17 protein-coding genes are annotated in these 22,625 nt (G+C 38.5%); 5 read left to right on the forward strand and 12 right to left on the reverse strand.

Annotation, left to right across the window (positions count from 1 at the left end; all coding sequences use genetic code 11):
- The first annotated feature begins 25 nt into the window (after window positions 1-25).
- Complete coding sequence (locus J0J35_RS03975) at window positions 26-721, forward strand: Crp/Fnr family transcriptional regulator (RefSeq protein ID WP_206917886.1); 696 nt, start codon at window positions 26-28, stop codon at window positions 719-721.
- Window positions 722-759: 38 nt separating this feature from the next.
- Here the strand turns inward: J0J35_RS03975 and rbsK are convergent, their stop codons facing one another.
- The 8 genes from rbsK to J0J35_RS04010 form a co-directional block, all read right to left on the reverse strand.
- Window positions 760-1,626: a ribokinase gene (gene rbsK / locus J0J35_RS03980; protein ID WP_206917888.1), complete on the reverse strand. Its 867-nt coding sequence runs from the start codon at window positions 1,624-1,626 to the stop codon at window positions 760-762.
- Window positions 1,623-2,558: a nucleoside hydrolase gene (locus J0J35_RS03985; protein WP_206917892.1), complete on the reverse strand. Its 936-nt coding sequence runs from the start codon at window positions 2,556-2,558 to the stop codon at window positions 1,623-1,625. Before J0J35_RS03985 ends, rbsK begins: the two co-directional genes overlap by 4 nt.
- Window positions 2,555-3,352 (reverse strand): energy-coupling factor ABC transporter ATP-binding protein, encoded by a 798-nt coding sequence (locus tag J0J35_RS03990; RefSeq protein ID WP_206917893.1) that lies wholly within the window; start codon window positions 3,350-3,352, stop codon window positions 2,555-2,557. Before J0J35_RS03990 ends, J0J35_RS03985 begins: the two co-directional genes overlap by 4 nt.
- Before the next feature lies 1 nt (window position 3,353).
- Entirely contained in the window at window positions 3,354-3,728 is a 375-nt protein-coding gene (locus tag J0J35_RS11600) for a hypothetical protein (protein WP_242534088.1), read from the reverse strand.
- 14 nt (window positions 3,729-3,742) lie between these two features.
- Window positions 3,743-4,204 carry an ABC transporter ATP-binding protein gene (locus J0J35_RS11605; RefSeq protein ID WP_242534090.1) on the reverse strand — a complete coding sequence of 154 codons (462 nt, stop codon included), beginning with the start codon at window positions 4,202-4,204 and terminating at the stop codon, window positions 3,743-3,745.
- A 1-nt stretch (window position 4,205) separates the two neighbouring features.
- Window positions 4,206-4,931, reverse strand: coding sequence for an energy-coupling factor transporter transmembrane component T (locus J0J35_RS04000; RefSeq protein ID WP_206917896.1), 726 nt, complete (start codon window positions 4,929-4,931; stop codon window positions 4,206-4,208).
- Entirely contained in the window at window positions 4,924-5,532 is a 609-nt protein-coding gene (locus J0J35_RS04005; protein WP_206917898.1) for an ECF transporter S component, read from the reverse strand. Before J0J35_RS04005 ends, J0J35_RS04000 begins: the two co-directional genes overlap by 8 nt.
- 250 nt (window positions 5,533-5,782) lie before the next feature.
- The gene (locus J0J35_RS04010; protein ID WP_019294041.1) at window positions 5,783-6,163 is read right to left on the reverse strand and encodes a VOC family protein; all 381 of its coding nucleotides are present in this window, start codon (window positions 6,161-6,163) and stop codon (window positions 5,783-5,785) included.
- A 296-nt stretch (window positions 6,164-6,459) separates the two neighbouring features.
- Between J0J35_RS04010 and J0J35_RS04015 the strand changes: the two genes are divergently transcribed.
- A complete protein-coding gene (locus J0J35_RS04015) occupies window positions 6,460-6,858 on the forward strand; it encodes a phosphate-starvation-inducible PsiE family protein (protein ID WP_004257024.1) in 399 nt (132 codons plus the stop codon).
- A 40-nt stretch (window positions 6,859-6,898) separates the two neighbouring features.
- Here the strand turns inward: J0J35_RS04015 and ppdK are convergent, their stop codons facing one another.
- On the reverse strand, window positions 6,899-9,517 hold the full coding sequence (gene ppdK, locus J0J35_RS04020; RefSeq protein ID WP_206917900.1) for a pyruvate, phosphate dikinase: 2,619 nt from the start codon (window positions 9,515-9,517) through the stop codon (window positions 6,899-6,901).
- A 201-nt stretch (window positions 9,518-9,718) separates the two neighbouring features.
- On the opposite strand from ppdK, the gene J0J35_RS04025 reads away from it, so the two are divergent.
- The 3 genes from J0J35_RS04025 (at window position 9,719) to J0J35_RS04035 (ending at window position 11,875) form a co-directional block, all read left to right on the forward strand.
- Entirely contained in the window at window positions 9,719-10,351 is a 633-nt protein-coding gene (locus J0J35_RS04025; protein ID WP_206917901.1) for a helix-turn-helix transcriptional regulator, read from the forward strand.
- A 9-nt stretch (window positions 10,352-10,360) separates the two neighbouring features.
- Window positions 10,361-11,164 (forward strand): pyruvate, water dikinase regulatory protein, encoded by an 804-nt coding sequence (locus J0J35_RS04030; protein ID WP_206917902.1) that lies wholly within the window; start codon window positions 10,361-10,363, stop codon window positions 11,162-11,164.
- Between the two features lie 114 nt (window positions 11,165-11,278).
- Window positions 11,279-11,875 carry a lipoprotein BA_5634 family protein gene (locus tag J0J35_RS04035; protein ID WP_019294045.1) on the forward strand — a complete coding sequence of 199 codons (597 nt, stop codon included), beginning with the start codon at window positions 11,279-11,281 and terminating at the stop codon, window positions 11,873-11,875.
- Between the two features lie 74 nt (window positions 11,876-11,949).
- Here the strand turns inward: J0J35_RS04035 and J0J35_RS04040 are convergent, their stop codons facing one another.
- The 3 genes from J0J35_RS04040 to J0J35_RS04050 form a co-directional block, all read right to left on the reverse strand.
- Complete coding sequence (locus J0J35_RS04040; RefSeq protein ID WP_061413032.1) at window positions 11,950-12,429, reverse strand: VTT domain-containing protein; 480 nt, start codon at window positions 12,427-12,429, stop codon at window positions 11,950-11,952.
- A 180-nt stretch (window positions 12,430-12,609) separates the two neighbouring features.
- Window positions 12,610-12,816, reverse strand: coding sequence for an LPXTG cell wall anchor domain-containing protein (locus tag J0J35_RS04045; protein ID WP_086582692.1), 207 nt, complete (start codon window positions 12,814-12,816; stop codon window positions 12,610-12,612).
- Complete coding sequence (locus tag J0J35_RS04050; RefSeq protein ID WP_206917903.1) at window positions 12,809-21,694, reverse strand: hypothetical protein; 8,886 nt, start codon at window positions 21,692-21,694, stop codon at window positions 12,809-12,811. The genes J0J35_RS04045 and J0J35_RS04050 overlap by 8 nt, the downstream gene beginning before the upstream one ends.
- Window positions 21,695-22,625: the final 931 nt, after the last annotated feature.

Genomic DNA, 22,625 nt, shown 5'->3' on the forward strand with positions numbered 1-22,625 from the left:
TTACATATAATCAAGGAGTGCTCTTTTGAATTTAAAAAATGTTTGGAAAAAATATGAAGTCAGAGAACCTCTGAATTACTCTGATGTGAAAGAGCTTATCAAAGAACATGGTTGTCCTATGGTCTTTGAAGCTGGTAGTACTATTATCGAAAAAGGTGATTTTCCCAATGCAATCTATTTTATTATTAAAGGACTTGCTGTTGGACAGCGCTCTTTTGAGGATGGCAATGAATATAATTATTTTAGAGTTGATAAAACCAATGGAAATATTGGTCTCTTGGAAATTTTGAGTCGTAAAGAGATGTATGTTGCAAGCATCAGATGTATTTCCGAGGTCCATCTTGTTCGTGTTGATTCTGCAATTATTTATGAGCTTTTGATGAACAATCTGACACTTTTGCGAAAGTCGAGCTTTTTATTGGCAACTGACCTCTACCAAAGTTCCAAAAAAGAAGGTATTAACTACTACTATCAGGGAATTGATCGTCTGCGATTATTTTTTATTGATTATTTCAATCAAAAAAGTTTTGAAACAAAGCAAAATCAATACCAAGTTGAAACCACTTATGCCGATATTGCAAGCCAAATCGGTATGAGTACAAGAACGGTAGGGAGAGCTATTCAAAAGCTCAAAGTCAATAATGAAATTAATGTTATAAAGAAAAAAATTTACTTTGATAACCAACAGGTTGAGCGCATGCAAGAGGAAATCAAAAAATAAAGGACTGTAGCAAATGCGACAGCCTTTTATTTTTGGTATCATAAGCTTTCCAAGTAAGGCATACCTGCTTGGGCTCCTAATTCAGTTACTGAAATCGAGGCTACTTTGTTTGCGAAATCAATACTGGTTTCAAGGTTCTTTCCATCAGCTAGAGCAACTGCCAATGCACCATTAAATGTGTCACCAGCTCCTGTGGTATCTACCGCTTGAACCTGATATGCTGGAATAATGCGTTCCTGAATTCCATCATGATAACGAACTCCTTTTATACCCTCCGTTATCAAAAGTTTTCTCGGATAGTTTCTTAACCATTCTGACGTATCTCCTGACGGAAAAATATCTTTCACTTCATGTTCGTTAGGGGTAATCAGCATTGCTGCTTCACTTATTTCTTTAGATAATAGTCGTGCAGGTGCTGGATTTAAAATAAATGGAACCCCACTTTCCCTACAAATTTTTGCCAATGCTAAAACAGATTCCTCAGCTATTTCCTGTTGAACCAGAACCATATCTGATTTTTCAATCACTTCTGCTTTTTCTAGCACATATTCTCTAGTGACATGTGCATTGGCACCTTTAATAACAATAATACTATTGTCTCCTTCAGATAAGACAATCTGTGCAATACCACTTGAGACGCCTTTTATCTTTTTTACGTGGGAAATTTTTACTTTATTTGCCTTAAAATTATCTAAAATAAAATCACCAAAGTCATCTTGACCCACACATCCTAAAAAAGTGACATCAGCACCTAATCTTGCTGCTGCAACTGCTTGATTTGATCCCTTACCTCCCGCAAACATTTTAAAATAATCACCAATGATTGTTTCTCCTACAGAAGGATGCCTGGGACTCCCCACGACTAAATCCACAGCACAGGAACCTAAAACAGTAATCTTCTTCATATAACTTCTCTATCTAGCCTTTCTAAAGCAGTCATGAGCAGGTCTACAAAATGCTTTCGTTCGACATTTTCTAAGACTAACACATTGGCTTTATGAGACGATACTAAACGTTTGTCTGCAAAGGTTTGCCCTCGACCAATGCCATCACTTGTATTGACATCTACAAAATAGTAGTTTCCTGCAAAAATCTCTGGTTTAATCAGATAAGCTAATGCGCATAAATCATGTATTGGACTGTTCACAAAGCCAAACTGTTGTCCAGATTTGTTATAAAAACTTAGGAGTTCATAAGCCAAATGACTAATTTTTCCCTTATTTCGAAGTAGTCCAATCTCATCAACTTTGATCTCTGCTTGTTCGGTCACATCTAAACCTGACATTATGATGGGAAGCCCTGAATGATAAACAATGTGTGCTGCTTCTGGATCAACATAAATATTAAATTCAGCAAGAGATGTGACGTTACCATTTCTAATTCCTCCGCCCATCAAACTAATCGCTTCTATTTTCTCATGGATTTCTGGAAAGGTCTTAAGTAGTAAAGCAATATTCGTCAATGGTCCTAAAGCAACGAGTGTTACTTTTTCTTTACTGGCTTGAATTTTTTCTGCCATAAATAGTACAGCATTCTCGCCGGTAATCGGATAAACTAAGTTTTCAAAGTAAGGGCCATCCATCCCTGACTTTCCATGCGCCTCATCACTTGGTTGAAAAGTTTTGACAAGTGGCTGACTTTGCCCTTTAACAAGAGGCACTTCTGCTTGAGCAAAAGCTAGTATATGTTGAGCATTTATTGTAACTTTCTCAAGAGTTTGATTACCTCCAACTGTTGTTATTCCTAAAATTTCTAACTTTTCTTTATTGGCTAGAGCACATAAGATGGCCAAGGCATCATCATGTCCTGGATCACAGTCAATTAATATCTTTCTCATTTAAATTCCTTCATCAATAATTCTTCAATAGTTAAGACACCCTCATGTCCTAGCATTTTCGCCAACTGCAGTATGTAAGGTTCTTTCAAGCTAGCTAGATTGAGCAGAGCTTTATCCTGAAAAACTTCTGCTGGCGTACTGTCTTTGCGTTTCATTTTATCGGCAAAAACAATCACGCGCATAAACTGCTGAACCACAAATTCCATATCGTGTGTTATGGTGATGACCGTCTTATTCTGACTTTGGAGATACTGAATAATCTCACCCAGTAAATCAATAGAGAGACGGTCTTGACCTGCCGTTGGTTCATCTAAAATAATAACTTCTGTATCAAGCGCAATAATAGATGCAATCGTAACAAATTTTCGTTTTGAATAAGGTAAATTATAAGGATGTTCCTCAAGTACACTCTCCAACTGACAAAGTTTTGCTGCTGCAATAACACGTTCCTTTACTATATGTGGCGCTAACTTTTGGTAAATCAAGCCATAAGCAATTTCTTTATAAATCGTTTCTTGAAAGATTTGCTCGTCAGGATTCTGAAAGACATAGCCAACAAATTTAGAAACTTGAGCGGTTGTCATATTTTGAGTCAGTTTTCCATCAACATATACATGACCTTGAGTCGGCTTCAGAAGACCATTCATCAATTTAACTGTTGTCGTTTTTCCTGCACCATTTTGTCCAATAATTGCGACAGGTTCACCGCGTTCAAAGCTCAAATCAACATTTTTAATTGCTTCAAATCCATTTGGATAGCTGTAAGATACATTTTTTAATTCTAAATAAGACATCTCACTGGTCTTCCTTTCTCAATTTTTGATAAGCTTCTTCGATATTCAAAGGAAGCATATCTTGTTTTGAAATTCTTTTACTTTTTGCTGCTGCTAAGAAAAATAGAGTAACTTGTGGCAATTGTCCCCCATACTCTAAAACTTTTTCACTTGAAAAAACTTTTTTTAAATCACCCGATAAAACCAATTTCCCTTGACTCATCACAAGAATATCATCACAATATTCAGCTAATAAATCTGCTTTATGCTCCACTAAAATGATGGTTTTCCCTTGCTCCTTTAAGAAGCTGATGATTTCAAAAATATCTTCCGTACTTTGTGGATCAAACTGTGAAGTTGGCTCATCCAAAATGATGATTTCGGGATCAAGACCCACAATAGAAGCTAAGGCTACACGCTGTTTCTGTCCTCCGATAACTCAAAAGGATTTTTGTCTCGGAGTAGCTCTAGTTTAAAGGGCTTAAGTAATGCTTCTACTTTTTCCAACATGATTTCTCTTGGTATTCCTAAATTTTCCATACCGTAGGCAATCTCTTCATCTACTCTTTCCTTGACTCCGGAAATTTGTGTGAAGGGATTCTGGAAAGAATAGCCAATAATTGAAGCAAGCTCTCCTTCATCATAAGTCTGAAGTTCTTTTCCTTTCAAGAGCACTTCACCCTTTAATTCTCCACGATAAAAAGAGGGAATAAAGCCACGAATAATATTACACAACGTTGTTTTCCCTGAATCATTTGCGCCAACCAAACCGTAAACTTTACCTCCTTGAAAATCAAAGGAGAAATCTTGAATCGTGCCTTCCTTTTCTAAAGGATAAGTATAACTTATATTTTTTAATGATAGAATATTCATTTTATCTGTTCCTCCAAATAATAAATCCAGCGAGAATGATTAAAAAAAGCAGTGTAAGAAAATAATCAGCCTTTGTTTTATCCAATTTGTAAAAAGCTGTTTTCTTACGTTTGGATGAAAAAGCACGTGATTCTAATGTTAGCACCCTTTCTTCTGTTTGTTGGATTGAAGAAAGGACGAGCGGCGCAATCATCGGGAAAAAGGATTTCATTCGTACAATGATGCTTCCTTCGGTTTCAATGCCGCGCGAGCGCTGTGCATCTGAAATAGTTTTCGAAAGGTTGGACATCTGTGGAATTAGCTGAATGGTTGAAGCAATGACAAAAGTAACTTTTTTAGGAACCCCAGACTTCTCCATCGCATGATTAATATCCTTGACTTCCGTTACTTGAAAGAAGTAAATAATTGCACTACTGATAGCCGCAATTTTAGAGGTCATTAACAGACTGCTTTCCAGCCCCATTTTAGAGTAGGCAAATATCCACCATAAACGTTGTGAATCCGGATTGCGAATAATTAATACTTGGAAAATGAAAATAAAAGCCAATCCCCAGAAGATGGATTTAAAGAAAATTGAAAGAAAGGGAATAAATTTTCTCGAGAGTAAGGAAAGCAACAAGATAAAAATGAAGAGACTATATTGAAGGTAATAACCAGGTGCAAACATGGAGATAATGATGACCAAGGCAACAAAAGCAAATTTTGTAGAAGGATAGAGTTTATTCATAATTTTTTTCTCCCTTACGCACATAGGGTGCTCCATAATTTAACTTTACCAAAAATCTGTCTGGAATCTTTTTTACAATTAAAAAGCCAATCGTAAAGTTAAGAACTGTATTAATTCCACCGGTAATAATATTTGTCGTAATGACAGAATCCCAAAGCGCACGTCCCGTTGTTAAGAATGCAGCTGTTAAAAGATCTGTTCCAGCACCTGTAATACCACCAAACATAAATACTGTAACAACAGCTGCAGAGGTTGCAGAAACAACTGTTAAAATAGAAATAGCAAAAATAATTCCTATAGGATTTTTGTAAAATTTCCATTTTGATAAAAATCCTGAAATTAAACCAACTGCTAAGGCAACCATCCCATAAGCAATGGAGATAGGATTCAGCATTCCGCTAACAGCATTTCCTAAAAAACCTGTTAAAGCTCCAACCCAAGGGCCTGCAATGATTGATACCATAAGAGTACCAATCATATCGATAAAAACTGGAAGTTTCAAAATTGTTGACAGTTGGTAACCTACCACATTGATTGAAACACCAACAGGAATGAGTAATAATGCAATAAGAGTGAAATCATATTTAATTCCTCTTTTCATTGTGAAAGCCTCCTCTAGACTTTAAGATAAACAAAAGATATGAGTTATGAATCATTCAAATTGAAAATAAGGTTTTTTATATCCTTATCCCTTATGAATAATGAACACCTTATATCTCATGTCCTTTTTATGATAGCGCTTTATATTATAATTGTATCAGTTAAAGTTTCTTGAGAAAAGGACACATGTCCTTTTCCTATATAATTTATTCATAAAAAAAGCCCCCTTGTTAGGGGTTTTTCTATAACCATCATTCTGGTAATTCAGTCTGCGCAAATGCATAATAATTTCCATCAGGATCTTGGAAATTAAAGTTCACCATACCTTGGAAATCATTGATTGCGCTTGCTGTGTTCGTTGCTTTAGAGACACGCGTGTGCCATTCCTCTAAGTCATCCACAGTAAAAAGCATTGAGCCTTTCATATCTGCTACTTCTGGTGAATTTTGACGAATAAAGTCAAGATTCCATAATTGAATACGTGCGCTTGGAGCATCCGCATCCACTGCGAAAATCACCGTTTCTTGCGAGCCTGAACCTTGGCGACGAAGTTCTTTCAAGCCAACTTTCGCCCAAAATTCTGCGTGCGTTGGGACATCCGAAACATAAAGCATATTACAAAGATTAATCATAGTATTTTCTCTTTTCTATAAAGTAAACAGATGGTGACTTGCTCTAAAATGCACCTTCTTCTTTTACATTGATTATCCCACAGTCTAAGGTAAAAAACAATTTAGAAACGCTGGAATTCCGATAGGGATAATTTATACATTGAGATAATGTGATAAGAAAATGTATCTTTTTAATAAGACTTTTCTTATTTTCAAATATTCAATTCATTTTTTCAAGTCTAATCTCTCCTCAAAGCTGATGTTTCTGTGCTATACTAGAATTATAAAATTACACGACTAATCAGGGAGGTTCTCATTTGATTCAATTTAATTTTTTATCAAAAACTTTTAATGTCATTATAAAAGTCTGTTTAAGTTTACTTGGACTGGTCATTGCCTTTCTTATGTTTAAAGAGATTTGGGTTCTTCTCTCCTCATTTACTACAGGATTTATTGATTACAGTTTCTACGATATTATTGACCGTATCTTAACCTTTTTCCTCTTTTTGGAATTCTTAGAACTCATTATTCACTATCTCTCCGATAATGATCACCCAACAATCAAGAAATATATCTATATCGCGGTTGCTTCTATCGTTCGGCTTTTAATTTCAAATCACGAAACTTCTCAACTCAGCCTGTTCCTCCAATGTTCAGCCATTTTAGTCCTTATCATTGGAACCGTGATGCTCAACCTTTGGGGAGATTTAAAATAATAAAAACCTTCGCTTATCGTCGAAGGTTTTTTACATTCTCTTACTTAATACTCATCTGTGCAACAGTAAGAAGAACTGCTGGAACTCGATATGGCGAACATGACACATAATCCAAACCGATTTTTTGAAGGAAAGCAACAGAGTCTGGATCACCTCCTACTTCGCCACATACCCCAAAATTGATATCTTTATGTTGTGGTTTGACAAGCTCTATTGCCGTTTTCATCAAACTGCCCACTCCTTTCTGATCCAAATGTTGAAAGGGATCATCTTCTAAAATACCTTTTTCAACATAATCGGGCAAAAATTTGACCGAATCATCCCGAGAAAAGCCATAGGTCAGCTGTGTCAGGTCATTGGTACCAAAGCTAAAGAACTGTGCTGATGTCGCAAGCTGATCTGCCGTCAAACAAGCTCTTGGAATTTCAAGCATTGCGCCGATTTTATAGGCAATTTTCAGCTGGTGTTTTTCAAAGACATCTTGGATTTTGTCTTCTAACATCTTTTTAAAATAAGACAATTCTTTTTCTTCAGCAACTAAAGGAATCATAATCTCTGGTTTGACTTGCTTTCCTGTTTTAGCGAGTTCCAAAGCAGCTTCCATTATTGCTTCAACCTGCATTTCATATATTTCGGGATAGGTGATGGCTAAACGACAACCACGATGCCCCAGCATCGGATTGAACTCTTCAAGATCTTTACCTCTTTGCATAATAAAGTCAACCGTTTGTCCACACGCTTCAGCCACTTGCTCATATTCTTCCTTAGTTTTGGGCATAAATTCGTGAAGTGGCGGATCTAAAAGGCGAATCGTACATGGCATTCCTTCCGTCAGACTCAAAATTTCAGCAAAATCCTTTTTCTGGAATTCTTTGAGTGTTTCAAGGGATTGCTTACGCTGCAGTTGATCTTCTGAGAGAAACATTTTACGCATTTCCAAAATTCGTTCTTTCCCAAAGAACATATGTTCTGTACGTGCCAAACCAATTCCGCTTGCACCAAAATCCAGTGCAGCTCTAATATCTTCAACTGTTTCAGCATTTGCTCTTACCTGCATATTGCCTATTTGAGAGGCCCATCTGAGTACTTTTACTAAAAGCTCCAAATCTTGCGTCTTATCGAGTTTAATTTCCCCGCGGTAGATTTTTCCTGTTGTTCCATCTACTGAGAGTAAATCACCTTCGTTTATAGTGTGTGTACCGTCGTATACTTGTTTGAGCTTTTCATTAATCGTTAATTGTTCGCATCCAACCACGCAGCACACTCCCATTCCTCGTGCTACGACGGCAGCATGAGAGGTCATTCCTCCACGAGAAGTGACAATAGCCTCACTCACAACCATGCCTTCAATATCTTCTGGTGAAGTTTCTGTTCTCAGAAGGATAACTTTTTGCCCAGCCTCGTGTGCTTTTTGCGCATCTTCTGCATGGAAATAAACTCTCCCAGAGGCTGCACCAGGACTTGCAGGTAATCCTTTCGCTACAGCTTGATTCTTCGCCAACATTTGTTCATCAAATACTGGATGAAGCAGCTGGGTAATCATTGAAGGTGTTAAGCGTTTCAGACTCTCCTCCTTACTTATTACGCCATCTTCTGCCATTTGCGTTGCAATTTTAAAGGCAGCCTTTGCTGTTCGTTTGCCATTACGTGTTTGAAGAATGAAGAGTTTTCCCTCTTCTATGGTGAACTCGATATCTTGCATATCTTGATAATGAGCTTCCAACTGATGGCATATTTTCTCAAATTGCATATAAATCGTGGGCTGTTCTTGTTTCAACTCTTGTATTGGACGTGGTGTCCGAATCCCTGCAACAACATCTTCTCCTTGCGCATTCAACAAAAATTCGCCAAAAACACCAGCTTCCCCTGTTGCAGGATTGCGTGTAAAGGCAACACCTGTACCGCTATTCCCTCCAGTATTTCCAAAAACCATTTCTTGGATATTAACGGCTGTTCCAAGTTTATCAGAGATTTCATGGATCCGGCGGTAAGTTACAGCACGCGGATTATTCCAAGAAGTAAACACCGCTTCTACAGCCGCATAAAGTTGTTTGGAGGGATCTTGAGGGAAGTTTTCACCAACTTCTTTCAGATAGATTGTGGTAAATTGTTGAATAATCTCCTGCCAATCTTCCGCTTTCATCTCAATATCAGAACTGTAACCTTGGGTCGCTTTATATAGCGTTAGTGCTTCTTCAAAAATATTTTTATCAACCCCTTTAACCACATCGCCAAACATTTGGATTAAACGACGATAGCAATCATAAGCAAACACAGGATTTTCAGTCTTGTGAGCAAAGATTTCAACGCTTTGATGATTCAAGCCTAAATTCAAAATAGTATCCATCATGCCCGGCATTGAAAATTTTGAGCCACTTCTGACCGAAACTAATAGCGGATTTTCCTCATCTGCAAATTTCTTTCCAGTTTCGTTTTCTAGCCTAGCAATATGTTCTTCTATTTCCTTAACCAACTCAGGCAATAATTTTTTCGAGTCCAGATACTCTAAGCAAGCTTCTGTAGTAATGGTAAATCCTTTGGGTACTGGTAAACCAATCCCAGTCATCTCTGCAAGATTTGCTCCTTTTCCTCCTAAGAGATCCTTTTGTTCTTTTGAACCTTCTGTAAAGTTATAAACACGTTTTTTTGCTTGTGACATTCGCGTCTCCTTTATATATGACATACTATTTGGTGAATAAACACATTATATAGTATGTCATATTCGTTGTCAAGTTTTTTGTAATCGCATTCTTTTTAGCTCGTTAACATTACATGTGGCAACCATCCCTTTTAATTAGTTGATTTAAAAAGATAAAACACATATAATATATAGTATGTCCTATTTATTAAGGAGTGACACTTGAAATTAACAACTCGACAAACTGAAATAATTAATATCGTAAAAGCGGAACAGCCCATCAGTGGTGAAAAAATTGCTCAAACTTTAGGCTTAAGCCGTGCAACTTTAAGGAACGATCTGTCTATTCTTACCATGACAGGGTTACTTGATGCAAAGCCAAAGGTTGGCTATTTCTATACTGGGCAAAAAATGCAGACTCTTTATATTGAAAGTTGCTACTCAAAAAAAGTGGCTGACTTTATGACTTCACCCCTGATTGTTGCACAAGATATGTCTGTTTACGATGCTGCGACAAGTCTTTTTCTCTATGATATTGGCAGTATCTATGTCAAAAATGAAAATGGCGATTTAGCTGGACTTCTTTCTCGTAAAGACCTTCTTCGGTTCGCTATAAGTGGCAATAATCTAGAAAAAACTCCTGTTGCTGTAATAATGACACGTATGCCTAATATCCATACTATAACCGCCGATAAGACTTTACTAGAAGCTGGGAATATTCTTTCTCGATACGAAGTAGATAGTTTACCTGTGCTTGAAAAAGCAGACTCGAAAAAAATAATCGGTAAAATATCCATTAAACACATCATGAAAGCTTTCATCCAAACAGGAAACGAAATGCAAAGCGAAGATTAAGGGGACAAAATGCAAAATATAAAAATTTATCTCATCACTGACTCTGTCGGTGAAACAGCAAAAAAAATTATTTCTGCTGTTGTGGCACAATTTCCGACTGTTGATTTATCAGATGTTCAACTTTATCCTTTTACCAATGATAAAGATTCACTATTAGAAATTTTGAATGATGCCAAAAAAGAAAATGCCCTTGTCGCTATCACTCTCGTTGATAAGTCTTTAGTAGATTGTGTCCAAAAATTTTCAGATACACATGATTTGGCCTATGTGGACTTTATGTCGCCGCTCATGCAACTTATTGAAAAACGTTCAGGTGAGCAACCTACACAAGAGTCCGGCAGTGTGCATCGGTTAAATCAAGCCTATTTTAATCGGGTCGCTGCTATCGAATTTGCGGTGAAATATGACGATGGGAAAGATCCTAAAGGTTTTTTAAATGCTGATATTGTGCTTCTTGGTGTCTCTCGAACTTCGAAAACCCCACTGAGTATGTACTTGGCCAACAAAGGTTACAAGGTAGCAAATCTCCCGATTATTCCGGAGGTTGAAGTGGCTAAAGAACTTTATAAAGTGAATCCGCATAAGATTATTGGCTTAACCAGTACTTCTGAAAGCTTAAGTAATATACGAAGCTACCGGGAGCAAACGCTCGGACTTAAAACAAAATCCATGTATTCTGATGAAAAACGTATTCTTGAAGAGTTGGCATATGCCGATACACTCTTTGAGCACTTAGGCATAGAGACAATTGATGTCAGTAAACGTTCGATTGAAGAAAGCTCAATGCTTATTGAGAATCTTATCCAAAAATAAAAAGCACACAAGTGCTTTTATTTTTTATCTTACAGAAGAGTAAGTTTTTGAGTCATAATTCCTTGATAAAATAAATAAAGAAATAAAAAAACTTTAGAAAAGGACAACACTACATTGACAAAGAAACTTTGGATTATTCCAGCACTCATCTTGTTTATCGCAGGAGGCTACTTTGCCGTTAGTAAAGTTATCTCTTTATTCCACCAGCCTGTTCATGGCATCATTCTTTATAGTTCAGACAAAAAAGAACTTGATCAAAGCTTAAAAGACAACCAATCTTACATAAAAAATAACATCACTGTTGAAGGAAAATATGTCGCTGAAACAGATACTTTGGTATTAGATGCGACATCTGCTGAAAAATTGATTCAGGCAAAAGCTGTCAACGCAGTCAGCAAAAAAGGGGACGAATTCAAATTCAAACATATTACCTCGCTTTCGAAAACTCCTGCTTTATGGACCGCTGATACACAAGTAAAAAATATCGAAGATGAAAAAGGACAAAGTTTTACTGCTGCTACAACGGAATATGTTGTCTTAGGTGAATCAAGTATGACGAAAAAAACACTCGTTCTTGACAAAGAAGACTTCAGCAAGTTTCAAGCTCCTGCCAAATATGTCAGCATGATTGAAGAAAAACGAGATGCTGCACATGCTTTAACAGAATATAAAGCCGATAAAGCACAAATTTTTAATTTTAAACAAAAATAAACACAACTAAGGTTGTGTTTTTTATATTGAATCCATATTTAAAAAAAAAATGAAATATGAACAAGTCCCTTGTGTTATGTATTAGGCTTAAGTTTTTTCACTAAAAATGTCCCAACACTCCAAAGTAACAATACGATAATAACAAAAAGAATCAATAAGCCAATTGAGCCATTAGCAATCGAGCGGAATAAGGTTAGTCCTCCTGCAGCGTAGACAAAGCCCCACGCTAAATAGCCTGGAAGAGCGACCAGTGTGTACTTGCTCCATTTCCAATCTAACATACCAGCAGCAAGCTGCACCACAGTTTGAAAACCAACTGTCAAGAAACTCAAAGGTATAACAGGCCATCCATATTTTTGAAGAGCAAGCATTCCTGCTCGATTTTCTTCGGATTTCTCTGCCTTTTTCCCCCATTTTGTCTTCAATATTCCCATATGAATGAGTTTTCCTAGACCAAATGTCATCTGTGCTCTAAAGAAAACAACAATAAACAAGAACAAGGTGGCTTGCCAGAGTGGCAAACTTGCCACCCAATTTAGCATCTTTTCAACCATCTGTTTTTACTCCTCTTATTTTACATAAGCTAAATTATAAAGCTCTCTACTATTGAAACATAATATATTAAAAAGTCAAATTCTTTTGTTTTACATCAAATATAAACTAAAAAGCAAATACCTTAGTACTTGCTTTTTTACTTTATTTTATTCCTTTCTAAATATTTTTGTTATTTGTTCTTAAGCTTTTTTCTTTTTCTTCTTACCTAGAGCTGCGGCACCTATTAATCCTAAGCCTAAAACACCTAAGCCAATAGAGTCCTTATCACCAGTATGTGGCAAAGTGCTCATGTGTTCTGAATTTCTAGATGCTAATGATGTTGATTCAGAAGCACTTAGTGATGCGGAAATTGATTCACTTGTTGATACAGATGCTGATTCAGACATTGATGATGAGGTTTGAAAGTGAGACTGAATCACTTAGTGATAGCGATGTTGAGCCACTTTCTGATGCTGATTCTGAAACAGACTCTCTATTTGAAGTTGATATCGAAGTTGAATCACTTGCTGAATCACTTATGGAATCACGACTTGACTCCGAACTTGATGATGAAAGTGAGACTGAATCACTTGTGGATACCGACAACGAAGCACTTGCTGAACCAGACTCACTCACTGAATCGCTGAGAGAATCTCGCTCTGATGCTGAAACAGATGTTGAAAGACTGGCAGACTCACTGACGGAATCGCGACTTGATTCAGAGCTTGATGATGAAAGTGAGACTGAATCACTTGTAGATACCGACAACGAAGCACTTGTTGAACCAGACTCACTCACTGAATCGCTGAGAGAATCTCGCTCTGATGCTGAAATAGATGTCGAAAGGCTGGCAGACTCAGACATTGACTCACGTCCTGAAGCAGAGAGTGAATCTGAAACAGAGACTGAATCACTTGTGGATACCGACAGCGAAGCACTTGTTGAACCAGACTCACTCACTGAATCGCTGAGAGAATCTCGCTCTGATGCTGAAATAGATGTCGAGAGGCTGGCAGACTCAGACATTGACTCACGTCCTGAAGCAGAGAGTGAATCTGAAACAGAGACTGAATCACTCAATGAAGATGATGCGGAATCACTTGTTGAAACGGAATGACTCACAGACTCACTGAGCGAGTTTCGGTTTGAATCAGAGACTGATGTCGAATCACTTAACGAATCTGAAGCTGAACCTGACTCTACTGGTTCAGACTGCGAAAGTGAATGTGATACTGAAGTTGACTCGCTCACGGATTGAGAATCTGAACTTGATGTTGAAGTTGAGCTCGATGCTGACTCTGATCCACGGTCAGAATCTGACTGAGATACGGATAGACTATTTGAACTGCTTTCAGATGAAGACTCTGAACTTGAGAGCTCTCCTGAAAGAGATGCTGAGGTTGATTCTGAAACTGATGTCGAACCAGACATAGAGATAGAATCTGAAATTGAATCACTCTGTGATTCACGTTGTGAATCAGAAATTGAGCCCGACATACTATTTGAGCTACTTTCAGATGAAGACTCTGAACTTGATACCTTCCCTGATTCTGAAGCTGATGCCGAATCTGAGACAGATAAGGAAGCTGAGGTTGACACTGAAGTTGAGATTGACTCACTCAACGAATCACGTTCTGAAGTTGAGTGAACGATTGATTCACTTATTGACAAACTATCTGAAGCTGATTCTGAACTTGAAGTTCTACTTGAATCCGACGAGGATACTGATTCTGATATTGAAGCTGAACTTGAGCCTGATAGGGATTCTGAGACAGATTCACTTAAAGAGTCTCTTTCCGATGCTGAGGAGGATACAGATCCACTCACAGATACACTTTCAGATACTGAGTCCGAGCTTGAAGCTTGCTCTGAACCCGAAATAGATAGTGATTCTGAGGCTGATGTAGATACTGAGTGTGAGGCAGAACCTGAAGCCGAATTACTTGCAGAGTTAGTATTAGAATTTGAAGCTAATGATTCTGAAGCTGACTCCGAAGTAGAGTTACGGTTCGAATTTGATGCAGATAGGCTCTCTGAACTTGACAAGGATAAAGATGTCGAAAGTGAATCACTGATTGATACTGATGTTGATACCGAATCAGAAAGAGATTCTTGCTCTGAGCTCGATGTTGATAAGGAAACAGATACTGAATCACTTTGAGAATTATTTACGGACTCAGATACAGAGCCTGATTGACTGCTAGATTCACTTTGTGAACCTGAAAGTGATTGTGAACCACTTATAGATTCTGAAGCTGAAAGTGAGGCAGATACTGAATCTGACTGTGAACCAGAGGTTGAATGTGATACTGACTCACTGCTTGATTCAAGTGTTGAAGTTGAAGCTGAAGTACTTTCTGAGCTGGAAGCATTACTAGAGCCTGAAAGAGATTCACTTACGGAACTTGATGTTGAGAGACTTTCAGAAGTTGATTCACGACTTGAATAAGAGAGCGATTCAGAAATTGATTCTGATGCACTCACAGACTCACGCGCTGAATCTGAAAGCGAACGACTTTCTGAACTTGACTCAGAGACTGAACTTGATGTCGATAGACTCATTGATGCGGAAAGTGAAGCAGACTCGGAAGCTGATTGACGGCTAGAATCTGAGCTTGAGCTACTCTCTGAACTTGAATCTGAAGCTGATTCACGACTGGAAATAGAAAGTGAAGTACTTTCAGAAGCTGATTCGCTGCTTGAAAGTTTGCTTGATTCACTTGCAGAAAGGCTACCTGAATCACGTTCTGAGGCTGACGTTGATGTTGAAGCACTTGCTGAATCAGAGAGAGAGTCGCGACTCGAAGCTGAAACTGATGTTGAAACTGATGTTGAAACTGATGTCGAATCACTTATTGATTCAGACACAGATTTACTTACAGAAACAGATGCACTCGTTGAAGCACTGTTTGAATCGCGATCTGAAGCTGACGTACTGCTTGAAGCACTCACTGAGTCAGAAACAGATTCACGAGAAGAGTTTGATGTTGAAACAGACTCTGAGGCTGAAATGCTATTAGACTGTGATTGTGAATGACTTACTGAGGCTGACGTACTACTTGATTCACTATTTGAAGTTCGGTTCGAATCTGACATAGACGTTGAAATGCTCAATGAATCAGATTCTGATCCTGACTCAAGAGGTTCAGAATGAGACAATGATTGTGATACCGAAGTTGACTCACTCACAGACTGAGAAAGTGAGGTTGAGCTGGATTCAGATGATGAGTCGGAATCGGATTGACGTGATGAATCTGACTGTGATCCAGATAAACTATTTGAAACACTTTCAGACACAGATTCTGAACTTGAAATGCGTCCTGAGTCCGAAATTGAGATTGACTCAGAAACAGACTGGGAATCTGAGTTAGATGCAGAAACCGAGCTTGACTCACTTTCTGAATCACGACTAGATACAGACTGGGAGTCTGAGTGACTATTTGAACTGCTTTCAGATACCGATTCTGAACTTGAAGCTTTTCCAGACTCTGAGCTTGAGCTAGACTCTGAGCTTGAAATTGAAGTTGAGTGAGACCCTGATGTTGAGCTGGATTCACTCATAGAGTTTGTATCAGAATTAGAAGTCAGAGAATCTGAACTTGAGTCAGAAATTGAATCACGTGTTGAGTCTGAGCTTGAAGTGCTTTCTGAGCTTGAATCATTACGCGAATCAGAAAGCGATTCACTAATTGAGCTTGATACTGAAATGCTTTCAGAATGAGATTCACGTGCTGAGTCAGACAACGATTGTGAAACTGATACAGAATCACTGAGCGAATCACGACTTGATTCTGAAAGAGAACTGCTCTCAGAGCTAGAACTACTTCTTGACTCGGATTGTGAAACACTCATCGAGCTTGATGTTGAATTTGATAGAGATTGAGAATCACGACTTGAGTCTGAAAGAGAGCTACTTTCAGAAATAGATTCTGACATCGAATCACGGCCTGAAACAGAAAGCGAAGTACTCTCAGAAGCTGATTCGCTACTTGAATGCTTGCTTGACTCACTTGCCGACTCACTCAGAGAAGTACGAGCTGAGTCTGAAACAGATGTCGAAAGACTGGCAGAATCTGAGATAGAATCACGACTTGAGTTAGAAACTGAAACAGAGTCCGAAATTGATTCACTAAGAGAATTCGAAGTTGAATCACTTGCTGAGCTTGAATCACTCACCGACTCGCTTATTGAATCACGTGCAGAATCTGACAGAGAGTCTGAGATTGAGTGACTTGAAGAGTCAGATACTGATAGAGATAGACTTATCGAAGCTGACAACGAATCGGAGAGCGAGCTTGAATCACTCATTGATGTTGAAAGTGAACTACTTGTTGAAGTAGATAGCGATGCTGAGTTACTTTCTGAATTACGACTTGATTCTGAAGTCGAGGCAGAAAGACTTGAAGAATCTGACAATGACTCACGACTCGAATCTGAGCTTGAGGCAGAGTTTGAATCTGAAAGACTTCCTGATGTCGAAAGTGATGTACTCAACGATGCTGAAAGACTTGAAGATTCACTTGATGAAACGCGTCTTGATTCTGAAAGCGAGCTTGAAGCGCTAAGCGAATCGGAGTCTGAACCAGATTCGACAGGCTCAGAGTTTGAATCTGAAGTTGAAACAGAAACAGATAGACTCTCAGATTGAGATATAGAGTTTGAAACGGAAGCGGAAATTGACTCTGAGTCAGAATTACGTTCTGAATCTGAAACAGAAAGCGAGTTGCTGACAGAGTTACTTTCTGAAGCGGAGTCTGAACTTGAAGCTTTACTTGATTCTGAACTTGAGCTTGAGTTTGAAACAGACTGCGATTCTGATACAGAAGTTGATGCTGAAGCTGAATCACTGGTAGAAACCAGCTCTGACTCTGAGCTTGAGCCTGATTCACTCAATGAAGTACTGTTTGAAACCGACTCTGAATCAGAATTAAGGTTTGAATTTGAAACAGAGTTAGAAATAGAACCTGAAATTGATTCAGAAACCGAAAGTGATCCTGACACTGATTCGCTGCTTGACTCTTGTGCTGAGTTTGAAAGTGATTCTGAAACACTATTTGAAAGACTTTCTGAAGCGGAGTCTGAATTTGAAGCTTTACTTGATTCTGAACTTGAGCTTGACTCTGAGCTTGAAACGGAAGCTGAAAGAGAACCTGAAGCGGAACTTGACTCGCTCGCTGAGTTTTGATCAGAATTAGACTCAAGTGAGTTTGATGCAGAATCTGATAATGAATCTCTTGTTGATTCTGAACGTGAAGTACTTTCTGAAGCTGAGTTTTTACTTGACTCAGATATAGAGTCACTTATTGAAGTTGAGAGAGAACTTGATTCTGAAAGTGATTCACGACTTGATTCCGACAAAGATCCAGAAACGGGGTTTGAATCACTCATAGAAGCCCACTCAGAAGTTGAAAGAGAATCTGAAGCTGAACCAGAAACTGACAATGAATCAGAGAGAGAATTGCTTACAGATGTTGAAGACGAGTTCGAATCTGAAAGTGATTCACGACTTGACTCTGATGATGAAACGGAAGCTGAGGCGGAGTCACTATTTGATTCTCTACTTGAGTTTGACGTTGAAGCACTGATTGAAACGGAAACTGAACCAGACAGTGAAGCAGAGTCACTCATAGAACTTGAAACTGAAGCTGATTCTGAGTTTGACTGACGTCCAGATTCTGACAGTGAAAGACTTTCTGAAGCTGATTCTGAACTTGAGGCTTTGCTTGACTCACTCGCTGAATCACTTGAAGAGTCACGTTCCGAAGCTGACAGTGAAGTTGAAAGACTTGCTGATTCTGAACTTGATTCTCGACTTGAAGTTGAATGCGAAATTGATTCCGAAACAGATGTGCTTACTGAGGTTGAAAGGGAATCACTTGTTGAAAGAGAGTCACTGCTTGAATCGCTTGTTGATTCACGACTTGATACTGATTGTGAATCAGAGGCAAATTGGCTTTCTGAACGAGAATCACGACTCGACTCTGATAATGAAGATGAAATCGAACTTGATTCACTTATTGATTGTGATATAGACTCGCTTGTAGATGTTGAAAGGCTTGCTGAATCACTCGTTGATTCTCTTTCCGAACCTGAAAGGGAAAGAGAATCTGATGTAGAGTCAGAAACTGATTCTTCTATTGATCCTGAATTAGAAATGGAATCACTTAGCGACTCACTGACTGAGACCGAATTAGATTCGCTTATTGAGGACGAATGTGATGCAGATTCACTATTAGACTCATGGTTTGAATCAGACAATGAACTTGAAGCGCTTAGAGAGTCCGACTCAGAACCTGATTCTAAAGAGTCAGAATGAGAGTTTGAACTTGAGGCTGATTCAGATTCACTTACTGATTGTGACGTTGAAGTTGATCCAGATATAGAGTTAGATTCAGAAGATGAATTGTTGCCTGATTCTGAAAGTGATGATGAGTCGCTTAATGAAGTGCTTTCTGAAGCTGAAGTCGAGCTTGACTCACGTCCCGATTCAGAAGCCGAGAGTGACTCAGAAGCTGAAACTGAAGTCGAGTTGGAGCTTGAGTCAGAGCTAGAATCGCTTGTCGAAACACGTTCTGAATCAGATTGAGAAATTGATTCTGAGACTGAACTGCTTTCGGAGCTTGACTCGGAGTTTGAATTTCGTCCAGAATCTGAGCTTGAGTCAGAAATTGAAGCTGAAACAGAGTCAGAGGTAGAACTTGAAACTGACTCAGAATCACTTTGTGAATTTCTCTCTGAATCAGATATTGAGGCAGAATTTGAAATTGAGCTGCTCTCTGAACTTGAGTCGGAACTTGAATTTCGTCCAGATTCTGAAGACGAAACAGAATCAGAGACTGAGTTCGAAGTCGAAATTGAAGCTGATTCTGAGCTTGATTCTGATGCCGAATTTGTATTCGAATTAGAATTAAGTGATTCTGAGGCTGAATCTGAAGAGGAATCACGACTTGACTCGGAAAGTGATGTACTTTCTGAGCTTGATACTGATACCGAAGTTGAAATTGAATCACTTGTTGAGGTACTTGTCGAAAGCGATTCTGATACAGACTCAGAAATTGATGGACGTTCCGAAGTCGAAATTGAAGTCGATTCGCTTATTGAGTCCGATATAGAATTACGGTTTGAGTCAGAAAGTGATTCGCTAACTGAAGCTGACAATGATTCTGACTGTGATACTTCTTCACTTTGTGACTGTGAGTCTGAGCTTGACTCTGAGCTTGATTCTCGATTTGAATCTGAAACTGAGGCCGAATGACTGTTTGAGTCAGATGTTGATTCGCGATTCAAATCTGATTGCGAATCTTTATGAGAATTAGATGCTGAGTCTGAGACGGAAGTCGACTCACTAAGCGAACGAGAATCAGATACTGAATCTGAGAGTGACTCCCGATTTGAATCTGAAAGCGAAGTTGAGAGACTGCTGGATTCTGAACTTGACTCACGACTTGACTCTGAGAGCGAGCTACTATCAGAAGATGAATCGCTACTTGAATTTTTACTTGATTCACTTGCTGAATCTGAACTTGATTCCTGCTCTGAAACTGAAAGTGAATGTGACGTGCTTGAGGAATCGGATTCAGACTCACGCGTTGATTCGGAAGTTGAGCTACTTATTGAAGTAGACTCTGAAATTGATTCTGAAATTGATAGGCTAATAGAGCCTGATTCTGAGCTTGACTCACTTGCTGACTCACGATTCGAATCAGACGTAGAGACAGATCCGCTCACTGAATCGGAGTTTGAGTCTTGCGTTGATTCTGAATGTGAGGATGAATTCGAAGCAGAATCACTAATTGAGTCTGATAACGATGCACTGATTGAGTCAGAAAGACTTGAAGATTCGCTCTGTGAATCGCGAGTCGATTCTGAGCTTGAAGTTGACTGGCTTGAAGAATCAGATTCTGATCCAGACACAATAGGTTCTGAATGTGAAAGAGAGCTTGAAATCGATTCTGAATCACTTACTGAGTTGGACACGGATGTCGAGTTTGATTCAGAACTTGAATCTGATGAAGACTGACGTTCTGACTCAGAATTTGAGAGTGATTCACTCACCGATGTACTTTCTGAAGCTGAATCAGATATTGAACCTTGTCCTGATTCCGAGGAAGATACAGAATCAGATATCGATTCTGAAACTGAAAGTGAGTGAGAATCTGATACTGACTCACTTACAGAATCATGATCTGAATCTGATGTTGAAATAGATCCGCTTACAGAAAGACTCTCTGAAATCGAATCAGAAATTGAGCCTTTGCCCGACTCTGATGAAGAAATAGAATCGGAAATCGACTGAGAAACTGAAGTTGAACCAGACTCTGATGCTGACTCACTGGCTGAATTCGTCTCTGAATTTGATGCCAATGACTCTGATGCAGATTCCGAAACTGACTCACGTTTTGAGTCTGAAAGTGACGTGCTTTGCGATGTAGATATAGAAGTTGAGACTGAAGCTGAGTCACTTATTGATCCTGAAGTTGAGACAGACTCTGATAAAGAATCTCGAATCGAGTCTGAGAGAGATTCTGAACTACTGCTTGAATTTGAATTTGAATCGCGGATTGAATCAGATAGCGAAACACTTTGAGAATCGGAAATTGATGTTGATTCTGATTGTGAATCACTCATGGAAGTTGAAAGTGAAGAAGATTCCGAATTAGAAGCGCGGTTTGAGTCGCTTGTAGAATTCGAAACACTTGCAGAATCACTGCTGGAATTTCGATTAGATTCACTTACTGATAGTGAATGACTGGCAGAATCACTCTCTGAATCTTCCACTGAGCCACTTAAAGATACCGAAACAGATTCGCTATTTGAATTTCGATTAGACTCACTTATGGATACAGATTGAGAGCCGCTTAATGAATTTGAGACACTTTCTGACTCACTCATAGATACTGAAAGAGAATCACTCACAGAGTTTGAAACACTCTCAGATTCACTTATAACTTCTGATTCAGAAGTAGATTCAGAACCAGAAATTGATTGTGAATCAGATGTTGATTCTGAGCTTGACTCAGAAAGGGTTTCTGATAAAGATTCAGAACTAGAAATCGACTGGGAGTCAGATATTGATTCTGAGCTTGATTCAGAAAGGGTTTCTGAAGTAGATTCAGAGCTAGAAATCGACTGGGAGTCAGATATTGATTCTGAGCTTGACTCAGAAAGGGTTCTCTGACAATGATTCAGATACAGATTCCGACTTTGAAATTGAATCCGAATCAGATTGTGATTCAAAGCTAGAATCGGATAAGCTTTTTGAATCACTTTTCGAGTCTGAGTCACTTACAATTTCTGATTGTGAAATAGATTCAGACCCACTCACACTTTCTGATGTAGAGGATGAATCACTAATTACAGGAATTTCATAACGGCTAACTGTTGTCCATCCATTTTCATTCGCAATCCAGTGTCCATCATTTACCACAATTTGAATGGCTGGATTTGTATCCGCCCATTCTGGATGTTTCTTAATATAGTTCGTCCAATAAGTGCTCAAATCTCCATCATAAGAAATTTGGGTTGTATAATCTGTCACCGTTTTTCCGAGAGTTAAATTCAATACATTTTGTTGTGGAACAGAAGGATCAGCTTCAGATTTTAATTTAACCGCAACACTTCTTGGGAGCGGTTTGCTTGGATCAAATTGAACGGTTACATTATCTTTATTCATCTGAACCTTCATCAAACCGTCATATTTTGAAGGATCCGTCCCTTTACTGGACTGATAGTAATAACCTTTATAATTAACGTCATAGATCTGGTTTTCAGTGACTTGTCCGTCATCATAAGCAGCTCTTCGAACTGGACCTTGCAGTACTTGAGCTTCTGATGCAAGTTCAGAATTTGATTCAGATGTAGAAAGTGATTGTGATTGTGACTCTGATACAGAGTTAGTATTCGTTTCAGATTCACTCGTTTCTAACTTAATTGCGACACTATCTTTTTGAGCTAATGTTTCTTTTCCGCTCTGCTTCTCCACTGATGGTTGTGTCGTTTCAGCATAGGTTTGCCCTTGTGAAATCCCGGCACCTAATCCAAGACCTGCTACAAGTCCAGTTAAAGCTTTTAGTCCCGAACCAAATCTTGTTTTATATGTTGATTCATCTTCTTCACCGTATAATAGTTGGTAAGAAGTTTCTTTAATTTCTGCTTTAACTTGCTGTGCGGATTTTTTGGATAAATTTAACCAGCTAAAGTGCGTTAAACTGGAGAT

Source organism: Lactococcus sp. LG606 (assembly GCF_017309645.1).
Taxonomy (GTDB): domain Bacteria; phylum Bacillota; class Bacilli; order Lactobacillales; family Streptococcaceae; genus Lactococcus; species Lactococcus petauri.